Genomic DNA, 18,634 nt, shown 5'->3' with positions numbered 1-18,634 from the left:
CCGGCCGAAAGGCGCGGGGAGGGGCAGGCGTCGATGAACGGCCGGCCCAGGCCTGTTGACGGGGATATTATCGGATGTTGCATCCAAGTGGTTGGACATGCTTCACATCCGGCTCGATTTGCCGGACAACTGACTTTTGCCTGGATTAGCACAGAAACAAGAAATTTGGGCCGGAAACGCGGGGAGCACGCATGTCGTCATCGTCTGAAGAACTCCACAACGCGGCGCTCGCCTATCACCGGCTGCCGCGGCCGGGCAAGCTCGAGATCCAGGCGATCAAGCCGCTTGCCAATCAGCGCGACCTGGCGCTGGCCTATTCGCCGGGCGTGGCCGCCGCCTGCACCGAGATCGCCAAGAACCCGGCCGAGGCCGCGACGCTGACCGCGCGCGCCAATCTGGTCGCCGTGGTCTCGAACGGCACCGCGGTGCTCGGGCTCGGCAATATCGGTCCGCTGGCCTCCAAGCCCGTCATGGAAGGCAAGGCGGTGCTGTTCAAGAAATTCGCCGGCATCGACGTGTTCGACATCGAGATCAAGGCCGACACGATCGAGCGCGTAGTCGAGACCGTTGCCGCGCTGGAGCCGACCTTCGGCGGCATCAATCTCGAGGACATCCGCGGACCTGAGTGCTTCGAGATCGAGGCGCAGCTCAAGGAGCGCATGAAGATCCCGGTCTTCCACGACGACCAGCACGGCACCGCCATCATCGTCGCCGCGGCGATCGTCAACGGGCTGTTGTTGAACGGCAAGCAACTGTCTGACGTGAAGATCGTCTGCTCGGGCGCCGGCGCCGCCGCGATCGCAACCCTCAATCTGCTGGTCTCGATGGGGGCGCAGCGCAAGAACATCTGGGTCTGCGACATCGACGGTGTGGTCTATGAGGGCCGCAACACCACGATGGATCGCTGGAAGGCGGTCTATACCCAGAAGACCGACGCACGCGTGCTCGCCGACGTCATTCCGGGCGCGGACATCTTCATCGGCCTGTCGGCGCCGGGTGTGCTGAAGCCCGAAATGGTCAAGCAGATGGGCGACAAGCCGCTGGTGATGGCGCTGGCCAATCCGGTGCCGGAGATCATGCCGGATGAGGCGCGTCTGGCGCGTCCCGACGCAATGATCTGCACCGGACGGTCGGACTTTCCGAACCAGGTCAACAACGTGCTCTGCTTCCCCTTCATCTTCCGCGGCGCGCTCGACGTCGGCGCCACCGCGATCAACGAGGCGATGAAGCATGCCGCGGTGGACGCGATCGCGCAGCTCGCGCGCGATCCGCCGTCGGATGCGGTGGCCCATGGTTTCGAGAGCGGCGAGACCCAGGGGTTCGGCCCGGGCTCGCTGATCCCGAGCCCGTTCGATCCGCGCCTGATCCTGCGCATCGCGCCGGCGGTGGCCAGGGCCGCGATCGAGTCCGGCGTCGCGACCCGGCCGATCACCAATTTCGACGAATACGCTGCCAATCTCGAACGCTTCGCGTTCCGCTCCGGCCTCACCATGAAGCCGGTGTTCGCCAAGGCGAAGACCCAGCCGGTGCGCGTGATCTACGCCGAAGGCGAGGACGAGCGCGTGCTGCGCGCGACGCAGGTGGTGCTCGAGGAAAAGCTGGCGCGGCCGATCCTGGTCGGCCGGCCGTCGGTGGTCGAGACCAGGATCAAGCGCTTCGGCCTGTCGATCAAGGCCGGCCGCGATTTCGACCTGATCAATCCCGAGGACGATCCGCGCTACCGTTCCTATGTGCAGTCCTATATCGACGTCGCCGGCCGGCGCGGTGTGACGCCGGAGGCCGCGCGCACCGTGGTCCGCACCAACAATACCGTGATCGCGGCGCTTGCGGTGTCGCGCGGCGAGGCCGACGCGATGCTGTGCGGCGTCGAGGGCCGCTACATGAGCCATCTGCGCCATGTCCGCGAGATCATCGGCTTCCTGCCGGGGGTCAGCGACTATGCCGCGCTGGCGCTGATGATCACCTCCACCGGCGCCCATTTCCTCGCCGATACCCAGGTGCGGCCGAACCCGAGCGCGGAGGAACTCGCCGAAGTGGCATCGCTCGCGGCGATCCACGTCCAGCGCTTCGCCTTCAAGCCGAGGGTCGCCTTCGTGTCACATTCCGACTTCGGCAGCTATGACACGGATTCCTCGCGCAAGATGCGGCGGGCGACCCAGCTCCTGAAGGACAAGCATCCGGAGATCGAGGCCGACGGCGAGATGCAGGGCGACACTGCGCTGTCGGCGGCGGCGCGGCGCCTGGTGCTGCCGCAGTCGCGGCTGGAAGGCGAGGCCAACATCCTGATCATGCCGAACCTCGATGCCGCCAACATCGCCTACCAGATGATCAAATCGCTGGCCAACGCATTGCCGGTGGGGCCGATCCTGATCGGTCCGGCGCGCCCGGCGCACATCCTTACCCCCGGCGTGACGGCGCGCGGCATCCTCAACATGACGGCGGTGGCCGCCGTCGAAGCCCAGGAGCGCGCCGGCCGCGCGCAGCCGACGCTGTTCGGCTGACGGCCGTTGTTTGAGCACGTTATGTTCGGAAAACCGCAGCGCGGTTTTCCGCATCGTGTTTGAACCGAGATGGATTCGATTTGATCGAGGCAGGTGGAGCGACCATAATCGCTTCGCCTGCTTCGTCCGATTTCTGCCATCCAGTGAGGCCGACCCATGCCAGCGTTCATCACCTTCGGGCGGATCCTGTTCGCCGTGCTGTTCCTCTATTCGGGAGCGAGCAAGCTGTTCGGCATCCAGGCGACAGCGGATCTGCTGGCGGCCAAGGTGACGATCCCGGCCGTGGTCGCGCCCTATACGCAGCAGATCGAAACTGCCGTCGGCATGCCCTTCATGCAGCTGCTGGCAATCACGATCGGCGGCTTCGAGATCGTCGCGGGGCTGATGATCGCGGTGAACGTGCTGGCGCGGTTCTTCGCGATTCTCCTGATCATCTTCGTGTGCTTCGCCACCTTCTACTTCCATGACTTCTGGAATCAGCCGGCGCCCGACAACCTCAGGACGCTGATCGATGCGCTGAAGAACCTGTCGCTGATCGGCGCGCTGTTCATCATCGCCGGCTACGGCCGCGGCCCGCGCCGCGACGATCCGGCCTATGGGGACGTGTAGGACGCGGCAGAGTAGGATGGGTAGAGCGCAGCGAAACCCATCATTCGTCAGGCTGGCACGTAGCGATGGGTTTCGCGTCGCTCTACCCATCCTATGGACTACGAACAGCGATCCCTCACCCCACGCGCCGCCACGGCGTCACGCTGACATCATGCGCAGCATCGATCAGCTGCGGCGCGCCGGCGTGCAGGCCGTGCGCCGAGAGCACCTGCTGCGGGGTGCGAGCGGGAACGCCGGGAAAGCACGGCTCACCGTCGGGGATGCGCACCTTCGGGGCGACCGAGAGCCAGAATGTGTCGTAGCGATCCATGAACATGCCGAACACGCCGGGGCCGCCGATGATCGCGACCATGCCCGAGGTCACGCCGGCCTCGCGGCTCGCCGTCTCGAACGGGCAGCCGGCGGGATTCCACAACAGCGCCTTCGGATTGTCGGGGTCGGGCGCGGTGGCCGCGACCTTGCTGGTCAGGATCAGCCGCCGCCGCTTCGGCGCGTTCGGCTGCTCTTCCTGGGAGTGACGGCCATGCACGACGAGGTCGGCGCGGTCGAGGGCCGCGGTGAAGAACCGCTTGTCGCCCTCGATCTTGAGATCGTCGGGCATCACATTCCGCGCATTCGCCAGCCGGCCATCGGCGGAGACGATGACGAAGCCTTCGATACGCAGCGCCGGCACCAGGATTGTCGCCGGCGTTATTGCTGATCGACGGTGGTGACGACGCTGTTCACCGGGCGCGAGCTTACGGTCGGCAGCTTGACGTCCTTGGCGAGCTCCTGCTCGTATTGCGGCAGCACCGTTACCGGGAACTTGGCGCGCATCGCGACCACCTTGTAGCCGCCGGCCTTGAGCTGCGTCAGCAGCGTGGGCAGCGCTTCCGCGGTGTGCTTCTGGAAGTCGTGCATCAGGATGATGCCCTTGCCGAGCTTGTTCAGCTTCTTCATCACGGTGTCGATCACCTGCTGCGGCTTGCTCGCCTTGAAGTCGAAGGAGTCGAGGTCGCAGGAGAAGATCGCGATGTTGCGGTTGCCGAGATAGGTCACCATCTCCGGCGGATGCTGCAGCGCCGGGAAGCGGAAGAACGGCGAGGGTGAGGTCTCGAGCGCCCACTTGACCGCAGCGTAGCCGCGCTCGATCTCGTCCTTCTTCTGATCCTCGGTCAGCTTCTTGTTGTTCAGATTGGCGTGCGACCAGGTGTGGGCGCCGACCGTGTGGCCGGCGGCATAGACCTGCCGCAGGATTTCGGGGTGATAGGTCGCGTGCTTGCCGATCGGGAAGAAGATGCCCGTGGTGCATTCATCCGCGAGCGCTTTCAGCACTGCCGGCGTGTTGCCCGGCCACGGGCCGTCGTCGAAGGTCAGCACCACCTCATGGTCGCGCAGGAAGTCGAGCTGCTTGAAATGCTCGAAGCCGAAGCCCGGACCGCCGGTGGTATCGATCTCGACCGTGCGGCCGACGCCGAGCGCGTTCGGATTGTTGCAGGCGGCGCGCGCCGGCTGCGGCGGTTGCTTCGGCGGAACCGGGGCTGCGGTTGCGGTTGCCGGGGCCGGTGCTGCGGGGGCGGGCGACGGAGCCGCGGCCGCTGGTGCTGCCGGTGCCGCGGTGGCGCCCTTGGGGGGCGACGTCTGCGACCAAGCTGCGCTCGACGCGAGCAACGATACGGTCCCCGCAAAAATCAGACCTGTCGCAATGCGCATGGCGTGTTCCCTGCTGCTCGCGCTCCCGGCGCCGGCATTGCCGCGACCGGGTCGCTTCGCCCCCAACCGATCGTACCCTAGTCGCAGTGGTGACGCCAAGGCAATGAACGTGGCGAGCGCGTGTCCAAAATCCTCGTCGGATCAGTTAATTCCGGGGATTATCGTCATATCTCAGGCGGCCGCCAATGCCCGTGCGATCCCGGTCTTGATGCGCGTGTCGTCGGGCGCAACCGACTCAGCGAAAACGTCGGCGATGTAGCCGTCGCGGCCGATCAGGTATTTGTGAAAATTCCAGCGCGGCACGTCCTTCGGCCGAGCCTCCGCCGCCCAGCGGTAGAACGGATGCGCGCTCGTTCCGCGGACGATTGCTTTCGCCGCGATCGGGAAGGTGACGCCATATTGATGCTGCGCAGTCTCGGCGATCTCGGTCGGGCCGCCGGGCTCCTGGCCGCCGAAATCATTGGAGGGGACGCCGATGATGACGAACCCGCGATCGCGGAATTCGGTCCAGAGTTGCTGCAGGCCGGCATATTGCGGCGTGAAGCCACAGAGCGAGGCCGTGTTCACGATCATCAGGGGACGGCCGGCATAGTCGGCAAGTCTGATATCGCCGCCGCCGAGTGCCGGAAATGAGAAGGCGTAGGCGGTGATCCGGCTCATCGCGGGCTGCTCGGCATGCAGCGGGTGGAATGCCGCGGCTGCGGCGATCGCGGTCACGATCAGGGTCCTGCGGTCCATCATGGTCTCGTCCCCGGAACAGATGTCATGGACATCATAATCCAGCGGGCCGGCTCAGGCTTTCAAGAAGGCGTTATGGGCGGGCCCAGTGAGTCGCCCGAACGGAGACCTCAACGCAGCGGCAGGATGAAGTCGGTGCCTTCGCCGGTCTCGCCCTGGTTCACACCGAGGTCGGAGACGATGATCGATCCGCCGGTGCCGAGCGCTTCGCTAATCCGCGCCATCACGTCGGCCGGAATCGAGATGCGGTCGAGCGCCTCGGCCGGACTGTTGGTCACCGGCTGCGGCTTGGCCTCGGCCACCGCTGCGGCCGCGACCTTGCGGCGATGCGAGGTACGCTCCTCGACGTCGATGCGGGCGACGTTGCGGGTCGGCAGCGTCACCACCGACCAGCGCAGCAGGTTCGTATCGGTCTTGTCGGCTTGTGCGGTGAACACATGGGTGCCGAGCGGCCGGTCGCTTGCCGCGATCGTCACCGGCACCTCGAACAGCGGTGCAAAATTCTGCCGCACGTAGAGCTTGGAATCCTTGCGGCTGATGAACACCGCGATCTGGCCGGCGCGCTTCGGCACGTCGATCCTGGCGGTGCCCGGCAGCCGCGCCGGATCCTTCTTGGCGTCGGGCGCATCGGCGGCGGTCGCTGCCTCGGCGGGCTTGTCAGCGGCCTTCGATGCATCGGCCTTCTGTGCGTCGGTCTTCGGTGCATCGATCTTGGGCGCCTCGGCAACACCAGGCTTGGCGGCGTCCGCCTTCGGCTCGTCGGCCTTGGCTTCCGCCTTCACCGGATCGCTTGCGGAGACCTCGCTCCTTGGCGTGTCGGTGCTGGCGGTGGTTTCGCCGACCGTCTTGTCATCTGTGGTCGCGTTGCTGTCGTGGCCGGCGGAATTGCTCTCGGCCGGCTTGTCGGCGGCGGCCGTCTCGGGCTTCACTGTCTCGGACTTGTCCGCTGCGATCTTCTCGGCGATGGCGTCGCGCGCCGTGGAAGAGGACGCATCGGACATTGTCACCGACGCACTCGCTGCCGGCATCGCGCTGCTGGCGTCGGCGGTGTGGGTGTTGTCGCGCAGCGACGCGGCGGCATGGCCGACGCTGCTGCGCAAATCGAGACTGGACTGCTTGTCGGCGCCCTTGTCGCTCTTCACGCCGAGCGGCGCATCCATCTTCAGAATGTCGTCGGCAACCGGCTGCTGCGGCGCCACCTTCTGCGTGACCAGCAGCGGGTGCGAGAAACTCTCCGGCGAGATCGTGCCCGGCGTGACGAAGACGCGGGCGCCCATCCGCGTCCAATTGTACATCTTGACCGCGAATGACATCGGCATGCGGATGCAGCCATGGGACGCCGGATATCCTGGCAGCACGCCGGCATGCATGGCGATGCCCGACCAGGTGATGCGCTGCATATACGGCATCGGCGCGCCGCTGTAGATGTTGGACTGGTGATACTTCTGCTTCTGGATGACGCTGAAGACACCCATCGGGGTCGAATGCCCCTTCATGCCGGTCGACACCGGGCTCTCGGCATAGAGGCCGTTGGCGTCGTAGAGGCTGACCCGCTGCTGGTCGATCGAGACCGAGATGATCAGGGGACCTTGCGGCTTGCTGCCGGCCTCCTTCTCGATCGCCGGATTCTTCTTGGCTGTGTTGCGCTTCGGCTTTTGCCGGTGCGGCTGCGGCATCGGCTCGTAGTCGCCGTAGAAGGCGGAGTCGCGGTTCCAGTAATAGAGCGCTGCATCGGCCTGCGTGGAGGCGGCGACGGTGCCGGCGGTCGTCAGAATTGCCAGCTGCCAGAACCGCTCATTCGCGAAGTCAAAAACCGAAATCCGCCGTCCACCTGCGCGCATATTCCGAATCCCAGTCCAAACTACCTGTTGGTTGTCGCAGACGCACAACGCGTTCACCAGCGCAAGCGATCTAACCCTTCCGTGAGGGCGGTATTTTCGACGAAAGAGTAACAAAAAAGCCTCACAAGAGGTTAAAGCGCCGCGTTCGATCACCGAACTGTCAGCGCCTTCCTGTGCGGCGTTTGCGCACTACATAGGCGGGACCCACCCCGCGGAGACCTCAATGACATCGAGAACTGTGAGCTTGTGTGACCTGCGACGGTTGTCTCGATGGGGATGCGCGGTGCTGCTGATGTTGCTGGCTTTGGGGCAGGCGGGTCCTGCGGTCGCGGCCGACGAGCCGGACCTGATCTTTCGCCGCTCCACCGTGTTCAAATGGGTGAGCCCCAACGACAAGCTCGCGACCTATGGCGTCGACGATCCCGAGGTCGAGGGCGTCGCCTGTCACTTCACGGTGCCGGAGAGGGGCGGCTTCAAGGGCTGGCTCGGCCTTGCCGAGGAAGTCTCCGATATCTCGCTGGCTTGCCGGCAGATCGGGCCGATCCGCTTCAAGACCAAGCTCGGGCAGGGCGACGACATGTTCAGCAAGCGCCGGTCGCTGTTCTTCAAGAAGATGCAGATCGTGCGCGGCTGCGACGCCAAGCGCAATGTGCTGGTCTACATGGTCTATTCGGACCGCCTGATCGAGGGCTCGCCAAAGAACTCGACGTCGTCCGTGCCGGTCATGCCTTGGGGCGCGGCCGACGCTGCCGTGCAGAAGTGCGGCGAGTTCATTCAATAGCTGGAGCAGGGGCTTGGCCCAGGCGGCTGAGGCGGTGGGCGAGCTAGCGCTCGGTTTGCCCGAACTGCTTCGCGCTGATGCCAAGGCCCGGTTTGACCTTCGAGTCCCGGCAGCCGACGAGGCGGACCAGCTTCTGCGGCGCGCACTCATTGTCGCCCATCACGTAGGCGCCTTGCTGCGGCATCGCGGCCGTCATCTGCTGCTGGCCGGATTTGCTCGCCGCGGATTCATTGCCAACACCGATGTTGCCATTACCCACGACTGACATCCTTCGTTGGATCGGGAGGGATTACTACAACGTGCCACCGCGAAGATGGTTGCACGGTGCCCAGATATGAGTCGACGAAACCGCCGCCCGGTTCACCGCCGCCACTGCTGTGCTGCTTCCTCTCTCAGCAGAGGAAAGTTAACAAAGCGCGGTAGCTCGTTCAGTTTGCACGCATAATTGGCCATCGCTCCGGCAGTGGCCGGGGTCCGGCGTTGTCGCGCGAAGTTTTCAACAGCTTTTCAGTCACGCTCCTGCCGCTGAAATCATTGGTGTTTTCCGCCGAATGTTTCGTGGACCTCTGGTCGACGAAACAATTCGAGTTCCGACGAAACCATTTTCGGCTTGTTCCGCAGAACTCCGGAAACGGCAGATCGTTATCAGACCGTCACACAACGGCGCCGGACGCCGACGAGCGGAATAACGGAGACTGTCAGATGCGAACCATGAGCCTGATCCTCGCCTTCGCCTTTGTGATGGCTGGTTCGTCGATGGCAGGCTCCCCGGACAGCGGTTTGCCCGGTATCGGCACCTTCTCCTATAACGGCTCGCCGGTAGTCACCCCGGTCCCGATGGTGATGGCACAGGCCAACTGAGCGCGACGCAAAAAACAGAACCGCCGGTAAAGGCTCTCCCAATGGTGCTCCGTATCTGTTCCGCCGCGATGTTGGCATCGCTCGTCCTGATGGGGCCCTTTGCGGGCGTTGTGCAGGCCCAATCCCAGCTCCCCCTCGAATCGATGCAGATCCGCTCGCTGTACCGCGTGCCTGAACCGCGCGACGAGTTCGTGCGGCAATGCGCGCCGCATATGCTCGGCCGCTGGGCGCATCCCGAGGCGGTGTGCGGCTGCCTGCACGACCACGCCGCGGCGACTGTGGACGATCCCGACCTTCGCCAGGCGCTGCTGCGCGGCATCAGCGAGACCGGCGTGCCGACCATCGAGACCGATTGGGTGCCGCCGTCCAAGCAGGGCGAGATCGGCCCGACCTTCACCAAGATCGCCAAGCCGACCCTGCAATGCATGTTCGAGCCGGTCTCGAACTGAGCCGCGCGTCAAAGCAATGAGGACCGCAGCGCCTCGCGTCAGCGGGGCGTTTTACTTTTTGGCGAGGCGCGGCACGCAGCTGCTGGTCCGCACCACGCCGTTCTGGCTCAGCCTGGAGCCGACGACCTGCTTGATCTGCCCGGCCGGGCACGAGCCGTCATCGACAAGGACGCGCTGGCCGACCCGCAGATCGACGATGTCGCCCTCACGCATGTAGGACTGCTCTGCTGCGGCGGATTGAGTCATCGCGCCAAGAGCTGCGACGCTGACCAGCGCGACGAATCCCAAGCGCGGCATCGCAGCCTCCTTCACTTGTTCTGGATCTTGAGCCCGTCGGGGCCGACATTGATCTGAAGGCCTTCAGGTTGCTTCTTCGCCTGATAAAGATTGTAGCCGAGCATGCCTGCGATCACGACCAGCGCGGCGATCACGAGATACAGGACGTTGCGATTTGGCATCCGGTATCTCCGTAAGCGGACACTGACTGAACGCGGGCGACCTTAGTCAGGTGACTGCGATTCTCCTAGAGCGCTGCGGCTTGGCGGATGGCTTGACCGATGTCTTGCGCGTCGCGCGCAGCGCGGCGAGCGTAGTCTTCGCCAGTCGTTCCGCCGACGCGACGAGTTGCGGAACCGGATGGCCGGAAAATCCCAGCACGAAGCCGGGCAATGGGCGCGCGCGATGATAGGTCTCGGCGAGCAGCCAGCCGCCGACGCCGGCATTAGCCTTTGCCTGCGCGGCAATTGGCGGATCGGTCGCGGGATCGAGCCGCGCCACGAGGTGCAGGCCCTGCGAGGGCACGGGAACCGTGAGCTCGCCTTCGGATGCGCTCACAAGCGTCGACGCCAGGACGTCGCGCGCCTCGCGATAGAGTTTGCGCGATTTGCGTAAGTTGGCCGCGAAGGCGCCGGAGTTCAGCATGTCGGCGACCGCGCCTTCCATCAAAGTGGCGGGAAAGCGGTCGAGCGCGGCGCGCGCCGCCGTCACCGGGCCGATCAAGGCTTCGGGCAGGGCGCAATAGCCGATCCGCAATCCGGGAAACAGCGTCTTCGCAAACGTGCCCATGTAGATCACGCGGCGCAGATGATCGATGCCGGCCAGCGACAACAGCGGCGCGCCGTCGTAGCGGAACTCGCTGTCGTAGTCGTCCTCGAACACGAAGGCGCCGGCGTCCCGTGCCCAGTCGAGCAGCTCGAGCCGGCGCGGCATCGACATCTGCACGCCGAGCGGAAACTGGTGCGAGGGCGTGACATAGGCAGCGCGCGCTTGCGGCGCGGACGCGCGCCCCTTGTCGATGCGCATGCCCGACATGTCGACCGGCACCGACACCGGACGATAGCCGCAATGCTCGATCGCGCGCCGCGCCGCCGGATAGCCGGGGTCTTCGCACCAGACCTGGTCGCCGGGCTTGAGGATCGCCCCGAGCACGATGCGCAGGGCATGCAGCGTGCCGGACGCCAGCATGATTTGGTCGGGGTCGCAGCGCAGCCCGCGCGCCGACAGCAGATGGTCCGATATCGCCGCGCGCAGCTCGCTGCTGCCGCGGGGATCGCCGTAATGCAGATGCTCGGACCCGAACGCGCGCAGCCTGCGGCCGGCAAAGGCGCGGAAGCGCTGCAGCGCGCGCTCGTCGATATGGGTGCAGCCGAGCGACAGCGCATTGTGCTGCGGCGGTTCGATCGCGATCCTTGCACGGCGCGGCGCGGCGGCCTGCGCCGGAATGCGCGCCGCGACGAAGGTTCCGGAGCCCGTGGTTGCCACCGCAAAGCCGTCGGCGATCAGCCGCTCATAGGCCGTGGTGACGGCGTTGCGGCGGAAGCCGGTCTGCTTGGCGAGCGCGCGCGACGGCGGCAGCGGCTCGCCCGGCTTGACGAGGCCGCCGACGATCGCGTGGCACAGCGCCTGATAGAGCCGCTGCTGCGAGGCCGCGCCGGGGGTGACGTGCGGGCCGGCGAGATCGAGCGGCAGCTCGGCCTTGCGCGCCGCGGGCTCCCGGGAATTGGTCGGAATATTTCGCATGGAATTGGCACTATCGCAGACCAAATGAGCCGCTACAACTCTGGGCAGATTCCAGATTTCGAAAGGCTCACCGTGACCGAAGGCGCATCCGCTCCGTCCTATCCCATGTCGTCCCGCAACCGCGTGAAGCGGCGCCACGACCGCGGCTTCTACGACCACGTCACCGTGCACAAGATCCTCGACGCCTCGATGCTGTGCCACGTCTCCTACGTGATCGACGGCCAGCCCTATTGCACGCCGACCTTCTTCTGGCGCGAGGGCACCAGGCTCTACTGGCACGGCTCGAGCGCGAGCCGGATGCTGGAGAACCAGTCCGAAGGGCAACGCGTGTGCCTGACGGTCGCCCATCTCGACAGCCTGGTGCTGGCGCGCTGCGGCTTCAACCACTCGGCCGACTATCGCGCGGTGATGGCGTTCGGGTCAGCCTATCTCGTCACCGACTCCGCAGAGAAGGAACGCGCGATCGTCGCGATGGTCGACCGTTTCTTTCCCGAGCGCACCGCGAGCCTGCGTGCCAGCAACAAGCAGGAGATCAAGGCGACCTCGTTCATCGCGATGGAGATCGAGGAGGCTTCGGCGAAAATTCGCGCCAAGGGCGTCGCCGACGATGACGAGGATTACGAGTTGCCGATCTATGCTGAGCGCATTCCGGTGCGCACCGTGCTCGGCGCGCCCGAGCCGTGCCCGCGGCTGCTCGACGGCGTGACGCGGCCGAAGACGCTCGATGGCTATTCGGAAGGCCGGCTGCTCGAAGATGCATTGCGGGACGCCTATTTTGCACAATACAAGGCGGAGTGAAATCGGGCTACGTTGCGGCTCCCGCCTGATCTGTTTTCCCGATGGAGCCAAAGCATGACTGCCGAGACGCAACAACGAATCCTTGCCGCCGTTGACGAGGGATTCGATGCGCAGCTTGCGACGACGCAGGCCTTTGTCGCGATCCCCTCGACCCGCGGCGCCGAGGGGCCGTGCCAGGACATGATCGGCGATCTCCTGCGCGAGCGTGGCTACGAGGTCGACGACTGGCACATCAATCTCGACGAACTGAAGGACCTGCGTGGCTTTGGCCCGATCGAGCATGATTTCTCGAAGGCGCGCACGGTGGTCGGCACCTACCGCCCGGCCACCAATGCCGGCAAATCGCTGATCCTGCAGGGCCACTGCGACGTGGTGCCAACCGGCCCGCTCGAGATGTGGGAGACGCCGCCGTTCTCGCCCGTCATCAAGGACGGCAGGATGTATGGCCGCGGCGCCTGCGACATGAAGTCCGGCACCATCGCCGCGCTCTATGCGCTGGATGCGATCAGGAAGGCCGGCCTGAAGCCGACGGCGCGGATTCACTTCCAGTCCGTGATCGAGGAGGAGAGCACCGGCGTCGGCGCGCTCTCGACCTTGCAGCGCGGGTATCGCGCCGATGCCTGCTTCATCCCGGAGCCGACCAACGGCACGATGATCCGCTCGCAGGTCGGCGTGATCTGGTTCCGCCTGAAGGTGCGCGGTTTCCCGGTGCATGTGTTCGAGGCCGGCGCCGGCTCGAACGCAATCATGGCGGCGTATCATCTGGTGCACGCGCTGGAGAAACTCGAGATCGCCTGGAACGAGCGCGCCAAGGCCGACCGCCACTTCAAGGACGTCAATCACCCGATCAATTTCAATCCGGGCATCATCAAGGGAGGCGACTGGGCCTCCAGCGTGCCGGCCTGGTGCGACGTCGACTGCCGCATCGCGGTCTTGCCGGGCTGGTCGATCGCGGAGTGCCAGAAGGAGATTCTGGCCTGCGTGTCGGCGGCGGCGCGCGATCATCGCTTCCTCTCCAACAATCCGCCGCAGGTCGAATGGTCGGGCTTCCTGTCGGAAGGCTACGAGTTGGTGAACTCCGAGGCACCGGAAGCTGCCTTCGCCAAGGCGCACCAGGTCGTCTATGGCGGCGCGGTGGAAGACCGCGCCTTCACCGCGTTGACCGACACGCGCTTCTACGGCTTGAACCACAACATCCCGAGCCTCTGCTTCGGCGCCACCGGCGCGGCGATGCACGGCTTCAACGAATATGTCGAGCTGGAGTCGCTGCGCAAAGCGACCAAGGCGATGGCGCTGTTCATCGCGGAATGGTGCGGCGTAGAGAAGGCGTAGGTAGTCTCTCCGTGATTGCGAGGAGCGAAGCGACGAAGCAATCCATTTCTCGGCAAGCGGTGACATGGATTGCTTCGCTTCGCTCGCAATGACGACGGCGAGAGCTTAAGGGGGCTCCGCCCACAACGCCTTCACGATCGCATCGAGCCCATCGGTCAGCGCCGCGGGGCCGGGCTGCAGGATGATCGACGACTTGATCTCGACGATGCGGTTGTTGCGCACCGCCGGGATGTCGCTCCAGCCCTCACGCCTGCGGATGCGGTCGGGCACGACCTTCTTGCCGCACCAGGACGCCAGGATCACGTCGGGCATCGCCGCGCGCACCGCGTCAGGCGTGACGATGCGATCCTTGGCCGCCTGGTGCGCGCGCAGATGCGGCAACGCATCGGAGCCGCCGGCGATCTCGATCAGTTCGGACACCCAGCCGATGCCGCTGATCAGCGGATCGTCCCATTCCTCGAAATAGACTTTTGGCCGCGGTGCCGGACGCGGCGTTGCCGCGATCGTCGCCAGCCGTTGTTCGAGGTTTTGCGCGAGCCGATCGGCGCGGTCGGCGGCACCGACCATTGCGCCCAGACTGCGGATCATCGCGAGGATGCCGGCGACGTCGCGCTGGTTGAAGACGTGGACGGTGACGCCGGCGCGCACGAGATCGGCGACGATGTCGGCCTGCAGATCGGAGAAGGCGAGCACCAGATCGGGGTCGAGCGCCAGGATCTTTGGCATGTCGGCGGAGATGAACGCCGACACGCGCGGCTTCTCCCGGCGGACCTGCGGTGGCCGCACCGCATAGCCGGAGACGCCCACGATGCGGTCCTGCTCTCCGAGCAGATAGAGCGTCTCGACCGTCTCTTCGGTCAGGCAGACGATCCGGCGGGGAGGGAAGTCGCGCATGGCGGGCGGTATGCAGGCTCCGAGGCACATTGTCACTGATGTCACGACGTCATTCGCGCCATTACCTCAGACGTCATTGCCGGGCCCGCTCTGGCAATCCATCATGCCCGATATCAACCTCGAAGAAGGCCACACAGCAGGGAGTGCCCATGACGCCGCTCGAAAAGATCCAGTCGATGAAGATGCCGTTCGCGGAACTGAAGGGCGTTACCTTCACCGAGGCCGATCAGGACCGGGTGGTCGCGAAAATGGTGGTGCGGCCGGACCTCTGCACCCTCCGCAACACGATCCATGGCGGCGCGGTGATGGCCTTTGCGGACTCGGTCGGCGCCGCCGCGACCGTGATCAACCTGCCTGGGGACGCCAAGGGCACCACGACGCTGGAGAGCAAGACCAACTTCATTGGCGGCGCCAAGGAGGGGACGACCGTGATTGCGACCGCAACACCGGTTCACCGCGGGCGACGGACCCAGGTGTGGCAGACCAGGCTGGAGACCGAAGACGGCAAGCTGGTCGCGGTGGTGACCCAGACACAGCTGGTACTATGATGGGGCGATAATGTGATTTACCAATCACCACATGCCTTAATTGAATGAATCTCGACACTTGAATTTTATGGTGCGTCGCACAATATAGGAGTTGCTAGGGACTCGACGCCTCCTCGAGGGCTACCAAGAGGAGTTATGAAATGAACTATGATTCCATTCGTTCGACGCCCGCCAAGGGCACCGTGCGGACGTTGAGCCAGCAGGAAGAGCTTCCGCTGCTGCGCGATCACCTGTTGCGGCTGGATCGCACCAGCCGTCATGATCGTTTTCATGGCTTCATCGACGACAGTTTCATCCGCCGCTACGCCGAGCGCTGCGCCAATGACGGCACGGTCATCATCGCCTATTTCGACGACGGCGTGGTCCGCGGCGCGGCCGAATTGCATCCGCCGGAGCAGTCACCGGATGCCCAGCCCGAGATCGCCTTCAGCGTCGAGCGGTCGGCGCGGCGGAAGGGCGTTGGCAGCACCCTGTTCCGCAAGCTGATCGCCGAGGCGCATGCCAAGGGCTATAGCAGCCTGCGCATCACCACCGGCGCGCAGAACGATGCGATGCGGGCGCTCGCCACCAAGTTCGGTGCCCAGCTGACCTTCCGTCATGGCGAGTCGACCGGCAGCATCGACCTGAGCGAGCAGCAGCAGCCCGAAGCGGCGCCGGCTGTCGCCGCGGTGACGCCGGTCGAGGCTGCGCACGCGATCGTCGAAATGAACCGCGCGTATTGGCGCATGGTGATGCAGATCTCCGGCTGGGGCCGGGCGGCCTGAATCGGCAGCGTTTCCAAGCGAAGTGGATACCGGTTCGCGTGAAGGAAACGCGTCCAACAAGAATCTCGGATCAAACGAAAAAGGGCAATCCACTCAATGGATTGCCCTTTTTCTTTCAGCAATTGGATGGTGCGTCTCAGGTGCCGGTGCGTTTGTCAGTCGCAAAGCGGCGGACCACGCGGCGCTCGACTACCACGGAGCGCTGCGCGCCCTGTTCGCCGGCGATGACACGGGTTGCCGTGCCGGTGCGGGCACTGACGCGCGCGGTCTTCTTCACCTCGGCGAGCACGTCGTCATAGGGCAGCCCCATCAGGGCCGACGCGATCTCGGCCTGGGCCTCCACGTCATCGGTGATGCCGATGGCAGCGAAGATTGCTTCTTCCAGCGTCGGCGGATCATGCCGCACGCGCCGGGTGCCATACTTGGTGTTCCAGTCTCCGCTCATCGCCGCCTCATCATTGAATCGCGGGAGATACGTAAGGTCCCCAATGTTGCATTGCAATATGAATGTGAGATGGCAATCCAGCCATGCAGCTAGAGTCTCTCAATCTTGTGAGCGTCATAAAGTTCGATGGTGGTCGCCGCGGCCGCGAGAGATTGCAGCGAGCGGACGAAATCGCGTGACGCAGGGACCGCGAAATGCGCCGCCAGCGCGGCGCGGTCGGCCCATTGCTCGAAGAACACCAGTCTGAGCGGATTCTCGCAGTCGACATGGACCGCGTGGGAGATACAGCCGGGCTCGGTGCGTGAGCGATGAACATGTTCAAGGCTCAGCCGCCGCACCTCGTTGAGCGAGTCGGGGCGGGCGGTGACGCTGCCGGTGACGACGATCATGATTTCCCCCTCCAATGCGCGATGAAGCCAAGTCATCATCGCGCTTTAGGTTCTTGTTTGAGCGTGATCTTTTCGGAAAACCGCTTCGCACTTTTCCGGATCATGTCTACGGGGTGGCTTCTGCCCCGGATGCACTCGTCTGTTGCTGCGGCCAGCGCTTCAGCGCGGCGCGGCCGGCATCGGTCAGCACATAGATGCCGCGTTCGGCGCGATCGAACCAGCCATAGACATTATGCAGCAGGATCTTGCCGGCGTCGGGAATATCCGCGCGGAGCTCGCGCACCCGCCGCGGCCCATCCGAAAGCGCACAGGCGCAGGCCAGCGCCTGCTGCCGGTAGGCGGTCATGATCGGCGCCCGCGTCGATCCGCCCATTGCGGGATCGCCCTTGCGCTTCTGGTGCTCGGTGATCAGCCGTGAACGTTTCTTCGGATTGCGGCGGGGCGCCGCGGTCGGGGGCGGCACCAGCACCTCGACGTCGCCGCGATCGGTCACGCCGAGCATGCCGAAGCCGAGCCGCCGGCACAGATTGCGATAGCGCGCGTCGCTCTCGCGGCCCTTGCCGCGGGCCGACACCTTTGCCGCGATCCAGACCTCGTCGGCGGCGCCGGCGCGATCGACCGCCTGCAGGATCAGTTCGAGATTGAAGGCGAGCTTGAGTTCGCCGATCACGACGACCGGTGGATCATCGCCGCTCAGCGCCACGAGATCGCAGCCGCCGATCTCGCCCTTCACCGTGAAGCCGAGCTTTTCCAGGAAGCGTTTGACGGGCAGATAAAGCGCGGTTTCCAACAGGCAGGCTCCTGCGGCATCGGCCGCGACTCGGTGCGCCAGCATAGCGCGGAATTGGGCCCGCCGAGGGCGGATGGAATTTGCGCAAGGCACGGCCGAACGGCTATTGTCGGAACCGGGACCAGGCGCAGCTCATGATCCGGAACGGGCTCTATCATATCACCGTCGAATTTCTCGGCGGCGTCTCTGGCGGCAACCAGGGCGTCATGGTGCTGCGCGACGGACAGATGCGCGGCGGCGACTCGTTTTTCTTTGCCTACGGCAGCTACACCGCAGCCGATGGTAAGTGGAAGGGCGAGGTCACCAACGAGGAGCATTCGCCGACCTATGGCGAGCGCCCGGTATGGGAACGCAAGGTGGTCACGATCGGATTTACCGGCACCTACACCGACCAGACCGCCGAAGGTGACGGCATGGCGCTCGCCGGCAAGCAGAGCATCCGTTTCCGGTCGAAGCTGCGGCTGCTGGTTGCGGACTAAACCCGCCCGTTCACCGGCAGCAGCGCGCCGGTGACGGCGCTCGCGGCATCGCTGGCGAGGAACAAGATCACGTCGGCGAGCTCTTTCGGCGTCACCCATTTGGAGATGTCGGCCTTCGGCATCGCGGCGCGATTGGCGGCGGTGTCGATGATCGAGGGCAACACCGCGTTGACCGTGACCTTGCCCTTGAGTTCCGCGGCGAGCGACTCCGTCAGGCGGTGCACGCCGGCCTTCGAGGCGGCGTAGGGACCCATGCCGGAGGCGGCCTGCAAGGCGCCGAGCGCGCCGATATTGATGATCCGCCCGGCGCCCGACTTGGTGAGATGTGGGATGGCGGCGCGCGAGGTGTTGAGCGCCGTCATCACGTTCATCGCGTACATGCGCTGCCAGGTCGCCGGATCGCCGTCGCCGACCGCCTCGAAGGTAAAGCCGCCGGCGATGTTGATCAGCCCGTCGAGCCGGCCGAAATGCGCGGCCGCCTTGTCGATCGCGGCCGTCGCCTGCGCAGTGTCGGTGAGGTCGACACCGCCCAGCTCGATATGGTCGGCCGTCGCCGCAAGCGTTGACGCGGCATGATCGATGCCGGCGACGCGCGCGCCGCGCGCCAGCGCCTCTGTGGCGACCACTTTGCCAAGCGCGCCAAGGGCGCCCGTGATGACGATGGCTTTTCCGTGCATGGCGGTCTCCGCATTCGCGAGCAAACG

Annotated in this window: 23 protein-coding genes; 10 read left to right on the top strand and 13 right to left on the bottom strand. The window is 65.2% G+C overall.

Annotation, left to right across the window (positions count from 1 at the left end):
• Positions 1-191 precede the first annotated feature (191 nt).
• Both QA635_RS24210 and QA635_RS24205 read left to right on the top strand, forming a co-directional pair.
• Positions 192-2,501, top strand: coding sequence for an NADP-dependent malic enzyme (locus tag QA635_RS24210; RefSeq protein ID WP_057019906.1), 2,310 nt, complete (start codon positions 192-194; stop codon positions 2,499-2,501).
• Positions 2,502-2,657: 156 nt separating this feature from the next.
• Positions 2,658-3,110, top strand: coding sequence for a DoxX family protein (locus tag QA635_RS24205; RefSeq protein ID WP_283061797.1), 453 nt, complete (start codon positions 2,658-2,660; stop codon positions 3,108-3,110).
• A gap of 115 nt (positions 3,111-3,225) precedes the next feature.
• On the opposite strand, the gene QA635_RS24200 is transcribed toward QA635_RS24205, so the two are convergent.
• The 4 genes from QA635_RS24200 to QA635_RS24185 all read right to left on the bottom strand — a co-directional run bounded on the left by QA635_RS24200 (position 3,226) and on the right by QA635_RS24185 (position 7,381).
• Positions 3,226-3,783 (bottom strand): dihydrofolate reductase family protein, encoded by a 558-nt coding sequence (locus QA635_RS24200; RefSeq protein ID WP_283061796.1) that lies wholly within the window; start codon positions 3,781-3,783, stop codon positions 3,226-3,228.
• A gap of 17 nt (positions 3,784-3,800) precedes the next feature.
• Positions 3,801-4,802 carry a polysaccharide deacetylase family protein gene (locus QA635_RS24195; protein WP_283061795.1) on the bottom strand — a complete coding sequence of 334 codons (1,002 nt, stop codon included), beginning with the start codon at positions 4,800-4,802 and terminating at the stop codon, positions 3,801-3,803.
• A gap of 171 nt (positions 4,803-4,973) precedes the next feature.
• A complete protein-coding gene (locus QA635_RS24190) occupies positions 4,974-5,543 on the bottom strand; it encodes a glutathione peroxidase (RefSeq protein ID WP_283061794.1) in 570 nt (189 codons plus the stop codon).
• Between the two features lie 107 nt (positions 5,544-5,650).
• Positions 5,651-7,381, bottom strand: a complete 1,731-nt coding sequence (locus QA635_RS24185; protein WP_283061793.1) for a L,D-transpeptidase — start codon at positions 7,379-7,381, stop codon at positions 5,651-5,653.
• A 223-nt stretch (positions 7,382-7,604) separates the two neighbouring features.
• Between QA635_RS24185 and QA635_RS24180 the strand changes: the two genes are divergently transcribed.
• Positions 7,605-8,162, top strand: a complete 558-nt coding sequence (locus QA635_RS24180; RefSeq protein ID WP_283061792.1) for a CreA family protein — start codon at positions 7,605-7,607, stop codon at positions 8,160-8,162.
• 43 nt (positions 8,163-8,205) lie between these two features.
• Here the strand turns inward: QA635_RS24180 and QA635_RS24175 are convergent, their stop codons facing one another.
• On the bottom strand, positions 8,206-8,430 hold the full coding sequence (locus QA635_RS24175) for a hypothetical protein (protein WP_076832039.1): 225 nt from the start codon (positions 8,428-8,430) through the stop codon (positions 8,206-8,208).
• Between the two features lie 212 nt (positions 8,431-8,642).
• On the opposite strand from QA635_RS24175, the gene QA635_RS24170 reads away from it, so the two are divergent.
• Both QA635_RS24170 and QA635_RS24165 read left to right on the top strand, forming a co-directional pair.
• Positions 8,643-9,023, top strand: a complete 381-nt coding sequence (locus QA635_RS24170; protein ID WP_283061791.1) for a hypothetical protein — start codon at positions 8,643-8,645, stop codon at positions 9,021-9,023.
• Between the two features lie 41 nt (positions 9,024-9,064).
• Positions 9,065-9,472 (top strand): hypothetical protein, encoded by a 408-nt coding sequence (locus tag QA635_RS24165; protein WP_283061790.1) that lies wholly within the window; start codon positions 9,065-9,067, stop codon positions 9,470-9,472.
• 51 nt (positions 9,473-9,523) lie between these two features.
• Here the strand turns inward: QA635_RS24165 and QA635_RS24160 are convergent, their stop codons facing one another.
• The 3 genes from QA635_RS24160 to pdxR are packed head-to-tail and all read right to left on the bottom strand — an operon-like array spanning position 9,524 to position 11,491.
• Positions 9,524-9,769, bottom strand: a complete 246-nt coding sequence (locus QA635_RS24160) for a DUF6719 family protein (protein ID WP_425249049.1) — start codon at positions 9,767-9,769, stop codon at positions 9,524-9,526.
• Positions 9,770-9,780: 11 nt separating this feature from the next.
• Entirely contained in the window at positions 9,781-9,930 is a 150-nt protein-coding gene (locus QA635_RS24155; protein ID WP_016843044.1) for a hypothetical protein, read from the bottom strand.
• A 46-nt stretch (positions 9,931-9,976) separates the two neighbouring features.
• Complete coding sequence (pdxR, locus tag QA635_RS24150; RefSeq protein WP_283061789.1) at positions 9,977-11,491, bottom strand: MocR-like pyridoxine biosynthesis transcription factor PdxR; 1,515 nt, start codon at positions 11,489-11,491, stop codon at positions 9,977-9,979.
• 105 nt (positions 11,492-11,596) lie between these two features.
• Between pdxR and QA635_RS24145 the strand changes: the two genes are divergently transcribed.
• Positions 11,597-12,289 (top strand): pyridoxamine 5'-phosphate oxidase family protein, encoded by a 693-nt coding sequence (locus QA635_RS24145; RefSeq protein ID WP_425249204.1) that lies wholly within the window; start codon positions 11,597-11,599, stop codon positions 12,287-12,289.
• Between the two features lie 54 nt (positions 12,290-12,343).
• The gene (locus QA635_RS24140) at positions 12,344-13,621 is read left to right on the top strand and encodes an ArgE/DapE family deacylase (RefSeq protein WP_283061788.1); all 1,278 of its coding nucleotides are present in this window, start codon (positions 12,344-12,346) and stop codon (positions 13,619-13,621) included.
• A gap of 105 nt (positions 13,622-13,726) precedes the next feature.
• Here the strand turns inward: QA635_RS24140 and QA635_RS24135 are convergent, their stop codons facing one another.
• Complete coding sequence (locus QA635_RS24135; RefSeq protein ID WP_283061787.1) at positions 13,727-14,515, bottom strand: cobalamin-binding protein; 789 nt, start codon at positions 14,513-14,515, stop codon at positions 13,727-13,729.
• A 149-nt stretch (positions 14,516-14,664) separates the two neighbouring features.
• Here QA635_RS24135 and QA635_RS24130 point away from each other — a divergent pair, with 149 nt between their 5' ends.
• Both QA635_RS24130 and QA635_RS24125 read left to right on the top strand, forming a co-directional pair.
• On the top strand, positions 14,665-15,063 hold the full coding sequence (locus QA635_RS24130; protein ID WP_283061786.1) for a PaaI family thioesterase: 399 nt from the start codon (positions 14,665-14,667) through the stop codon (positions 15,061-15,063).
• 140 nt (positions 15,064-15,203) lie between these two features.
• Positions 15,204-15,827, top strand: a complete 624-nt coding sequence (locus QA635_RS24125) for a GNAT family N-acetyltransferase (RefSeq protein WP_283061785.1) — start codon at positions 15,204-15,206, stop codon at positions 15,825-15,827.
• Between the two features lie 136 nt (positions 15,828-15,963).
• On the opposite strand, the gene QA635_RS24120 is transcribed toward QA635_RS24125, so the two are convergent.
• The 3 genes from QA635_RS24120 to QA635_RS24110 form a co-directional block, all read right to left on the bottom strand.
• Positions 15,964-16,272, bottom strand: a complete 309-nt coding sequence (locus QA635_RS24120) for a hypothetical protein (protein WP_016843036.1) — start codon at positions 16,270-16,272, stop codon at positions 15,964-15,966.
• Between the two features lie 89 nt (positions 16,273-16,361).
• Positions 16,362-16,661: a putative quinol monooxygenase gene (locus QA635_RS24115; protein ID WP_283061784.1), complete on the bottom strand. Its 300-nt coding sequence runs from the start codon at positions 16,659-16,661 to the stop codon at positions 16,362-16,364.
• Positions 16,662-16,767: 106 nt separating this feature from the next.
• Positions 16,768-17,451: a DUF2161 domain-containing phosphodiesterase gene (locus tag QA635_RS24110; protein WP_283061783.1), complete on the bottom strand. Its 684-nt coding sequence runs from the start codon at positions 17,449-17,451 to the stop codon at positions 16,768-16,770.
• Between the two features lie 134 nt (positions 17,452-17,585).
• Here QA635_RS24110 and QA635_RS24105 point away from each other — a divergent pair, with 134 nt between their 5' ends.
• Positions 17,586-17,930: a hypothetical protein gene (locus QA635_RS24105; RefSeq protein WP_283061782.1), complete on the top strand. Its 345-nt coding sequence runs from the start codon at positions 17,586-17,588 to the stop codon at positions 17,928-17,930.
• Here QA635_RS24105 and fabG read toward each other — a convergent pair.
• Positions 17,927-18,607, bottom strand: coding sequence for a 3-oxoacyl-ACP reductase FabG (gene fabG / locus QA635_RS24100; protein WP_028332327.1), 681 nt, complete (start codon positions 18,605-18,607; stop codon positions 17,927-17,929). The two genes, QA635_RS24105 and fabG, sit on opposite strands and share 4 nt — an antisense overlap.
• Between the last annotated feature and the right edge of the window lie 27 nt (positions 18,608-18,634).

This window comes from Bradyrhizobium brasilense (assembly GCF_029714345.1).
Lineage (GTDB): Bacteria > Pseudomonadota > Alphaproteobacteria > Rhizobiales > Xanthobacteraceae > Bradyrhizobium > Bradyrhizobium australafricanum.
Note: the sequence above shows the minus strand (reverse complement) of the source record. Positions and strands in the feature narration are given on the sequence as shown.

Coding starts and splice junctions, on each gene's coding strand:
- QA635_RS24145 (WP_425249204.1), top strand. CDS start 11,597: ATGTCGTCCCGCAACCGCGTGAAGCGGCGCCACGACCGCGGCTTCTAC.
- QA635_RS24160 (WP_425249049.1), bottom strand. CDS start 9,769: ATGCCGCGCTTGGGATTCGTCGCGCTGGTCAGCGTCGCAGCTCTTGGC.
- QA635_RS24130 (WP_283061786.1), top strand. CDS start 14,665: ATGACGCCGCTCGAAAAGATCCAGTCGATGAAGATGCCGTTCGCGGAA.
- QA635_RS24195 (WP_283061795.1), bottom strand. CDS start 4,802: ATGCGCATTGCGACAGGTCTGATTTTTGCGGGGACCGTATCGTTGCTC.
- pdxR (WP_283061789.1), bottom strand. CDS start 11,491: ATGCGAAATATTCCGACCAATTCCCGGGAGCCCGCGGCGCGCAAGGCC.
- QA635_RS24115 (WP_283061784.1), bottom strand. CDS start 16,661: ATGATCGTCGTCACCGGCAGCGTCACCGCCCGCCCCGACTCGCTCAAC.
- QA635_RS24155 (WP_016843044.1), bottom strand. CDS start 9,930: ATGCCAAATCGCAACGTCCTGTATCTCGTGATCGCCGCGCTGGTCGTG.
- QA635_RS24205 (WP_283061797.1), top strand. CDS start 2,658: ATGCCAGCGTTCATCACCTTCGGGCGGATCCTGTTCGCCGTGCTGTTC.
- QA635_RS24175 (WP_076832039.1), bottom strand. CDS start 8,430: ATGTCAGTCGTGGGTAATGGCAACATCGGTGTTGGCAATGAATCCGCG.
- QA635_RS24165 (WP_283061790.1), top strand. CDS start 9,065: ATGGTGCTCCGTATCTGTTCCGCCGCGATGTTGGCATCGCTCGTCCTG.
- QA635_RS24125 (WP_283061785.1), top strand. CDS start 15,204: ATGAACTATGATTCCATTCGTTCGACGCCCGCCAAGGGCACCGTGCGG.
- QA635_RS24190 (WP_283061794.1), bottom strand. CDS start 5,543: ATGATGGACCGCAGGACCCTGATCGTGACCGCGATCGCCGCAGCCGCG.
- QA635_RS24120 (WP_016843036.1), bottom strand. CDS start 16,272: ATGAGCGGAGACTGGAACACCAAGTATGGCACCCGGCGCGTGCGGCAT.
- QA635_RS24185 (WP_283061793.1), bottom strand. CDS start 7,381: ATGCGCGCAGGTGGACGGCGGATTTCGGTTTTTGACTTCGCGAATGAG.
- QA635_RS24210 (WP_057019906.1), top strand. CDS start 192: ATGTCGTCATCGTCTGAAGAACTCCACAACGCGGCGCTCGCCTATCAC.
- QA635_RS24180 (WP_283061792.1), top strand. CDS start 7,605: ATGACATCGAGAACTGTGAGCTTGTGTGACCTGCGACGGTTGTCTCGA.
- QA635_RS24135 (WP_283061787.1), bottom strand. CDS start 14,515: ATGCGCGACTTCCCTCCCCGCCGGATCGTCTGCCTGACCGAAGAGACG.
- QA635_RS24105 (WP_283061782.1), top strand. CDS start 17,586: ATGATCCGGAACGGGCTCTATCATATCACCGTCGAATTTCTCGGCGGC.
- fabG (WP_028332327.1), bottom strand. CDS start 18,607: ATGCACGGAAAAGCCATCGTCATCACGGGCGCCCTTGGCGCGCTTGGC.
- QA635_RS24140 (WP_283061788.1), top strand. CDS start 12,344: ATGACTGCCGAGACGCAACAACGAATCCTTGCCGCCGTTGACGAGGGA.